Here is a 2,414-nt window from a genome sequence, read left to right as displayed (position 1 = left end):
TTAATTCCAAATCTTAATCTTTTTGCAAAAATCTAAAATCTAAATCAATTTACACACAACTTTTGAACTTGATCCATTAAAGTCAGGCTTTACGTTCCAATCTTTTTATGCTTTTTGTATTGAGAAACATTTAGTTTATAATCTTTAACTACTTTTTATAGGGCAATTGAATTACCAAAAAGCATAAAAAGGATTTCCACTTCAATCCTTAACGCAATTATTTATAAAACTTACTACAAAATTTTAAGCCTTTAGTTGGTGCTCAACATGCAGTTCCTTGATTCTATTGGTAAAATTGAACTTTTAGGCACATAAAAGTGATTTAGATTGTAACTTTGTAGAAATTTAAAAGAGAAAAATGAAAGAATTTGATGTTGTTATTGTTGGTGGAGGACCTATAGGAATTGCATGCGGATTAGAAGCAAAGCAAAAAGGTTTATCTTATGTTATTTTAGAGAAAGGCCCTATTGTAAATTCCTTGTATAATTATCCTGTAAATATGCAGTTTTTCTCTACTTCAGAAAAATTAGAAATTGATGGTATTCCTTTTATCAGTAAAGCTGCAAAACCTAGTAGAAGTGAGGCTTTAGAGTATTATAGAAGAATTACAACTTCAAATAAACTTCATATCAACCTTTTTGAAAAAGTAACATCCATACAGAAAAATGAAGCATTTTTTAATATAAAAACTAATAAGAGCCATTATATCGCAAAAAATGTTGTATTGGCTACTGGTTTTTATGATATCCCTAAAACTTTGTATATTCCTGGAGAAGATTTAGAAAAAGTTGCTCATTATTACAAAGAACCACATTTTTATGCAGGTCAAAAATTGGCGATTGTGGGTGCAAGTAATTCAGCTATAGATGCTGCTTTAGAGTGTTATCGAAAAGGAGCAGAGGTTACTTTAATTATTCGTGGAGCGGAAGTTGGGCAGCGTGTAAAATATTGGGTGCGTCCAGATATTATCAACAGAATAGAAGAAGGCTCTATTAAAGCCTTTTATCAAAGTCAAGTTTTAGAAATTAAGCAAAATGAAATTTTGGTAACCACACCTGAAGGTAACCTTACCTTAGAAAACGATTTTGTGTTGGCTTTAACAGGTTATCAACCTGATTTTTCCTTTCTAGAAAAGATGGGTGTGGCATTATCTAAAGACGATAAAAAAATTCCAACCTACAATCCAGAAACCATGGAAACAAATGTAAACGGATTGTATTTAGCAGGGGTTATTTGTGGAGGTATGGAAACTCACAAATGGTTTATAGAAAATTCTAGGGTACACGCAAAAATGATTGTTAAAAGTATTTTGAGTAAATAGGCCTAATCTTCATGGATAAAAAGCGACTCAAAAAAAGTAAAAAACCTTGGCCAACAAAACAGGCAATGGAACAGATTTACGATTTAAATCTTTGGGGCACTAATGAAGATAAATTTTACTCAGGTTTTGGTTCTCATCAACTAGAATTGGTAGAACCTTATGTTGATAAAGTGCGTACTTTTTTAACTTCGTTTGATGAGCCTTTAACCATATGCGATTTAGGTTGTGGCGATTTTAATATTGGTAAACAACTTGTTCATTTAGCAAAAACATATTGTGCAGTAGATATTGTTGCACCTTTAATTGCTTATAATTCCAAAAACTTTAAAGCAACTCATTTAGAATTTCGATGTTTAGATATTGTAAAAGATACGTTACCTCAAGCTGATTGTGTTATATTAAGGCAAGTATTACAACATTTGTCCAACACAGAAGTCGAAAAAGTTGTTGCTAAATTAGCCAATTATAAATACGTAATTCTTACAGAACATTTACCAAATGGAACCTTTATCGCTAATAAAGATATTATATCAGGTCAAGGAATTAGAATAAAAAAACAAAGCGGACTTGATATTTTAGCAGCACCTTTTTATTTTAAACCCAAATCAAAACAAGAAATGCTAAGACATACCCTACAAAATAATAAAGGTGTAATTGTAACTTGGTTGTTTGAGGTTTTTTAAGTTGATTTACTGTAGTTAATTTTATGTTTCTAAATGTAACTATAAATAAATGTTTAGCTTAAGATTAACCTATTTCTCTAAAGAGTATTGAATTTTTAATAGAAAGCTATAAAATAAACTAAATTTTATTCAATAAATTTTTTGTTGTTTAAAAGTAGATGCTCTAATTTTTTTAAATTTTTCTTCGTACTTATTTTTTTCAATCCCTCTAAATGATTAAAATGATGCGTATCTGTACCCACAAAATCATACATGTTTTCGTTTAAAAGCTTTTCTGTTGTTTTTTGAACACCTTTCCCATAATTTTCGGTGAGCGATAGCAAGTTTAATTGAAATAAACAGCCTGCATTCTTTAATTTTTGATAGATTCTAAAATTGGTATGATAACTGTTGTAACGCTCAGGATGTGC

The 2,414-nt window shown here is 30.0% G+C and carries 3 protein-coding genes; 2 read left to right on the top strand and 1 reads right to left on the bottom strand.

Annotation, left to right across the window (positions count from 1 at the left end):
- Positions 1 to 358 precede the first annotated feature (358 nt).
- Positions 359 to 1,321, top strand: a complete 963-nt coding sequence (locus tag ACTG3V_RS14365; RefSeq protein ID WP_439132865.1) for a YpdA family putative bacillithiol disulfide reductase — start codon at positions 359 to 361, stop codon at positions 1,319 to 1,321.
- A 65-nt stretch (positions 1,322 to 1,386) separates the two neighbouring features.
- Entirely contained in the window at positions 1,387 to 2,004 is a 618-nt protein-coding gene (locus ACTG3V_RS14360; protein ID WP_439132864.1) for a class I SAM-dependent methyltransferase, read from the top strand.
- A gap of 125 nt (positions 2,005 to 2,129) precedes the next feature.
- Here ACTG3V_RS14360 and ACTG3V_RS14355 read toward each other — a convergent pair.
- Positions 2,130 to 2,414 (bottom strand): CpsB/CapC family capsule biosynthesis tyrosine phosphatase (locus ACTG3V_RS14355; RefSeq protein ID WP_439132863.1); only part of this gene is annotated, 285 nt, incomplete at its 5' end.

Origin of the sequence: Polaribacter sp., from assembly GCF_965660385.1 — a bacterium.
GTDB lineage: Bacteria > Bacteroidota > Bacteroidia > Flavobacteriales > Flavobacteriaceae > Polaribacter.
This window is presented reverse-complemented; position numbering and strand designations above follow the sequence as displayed.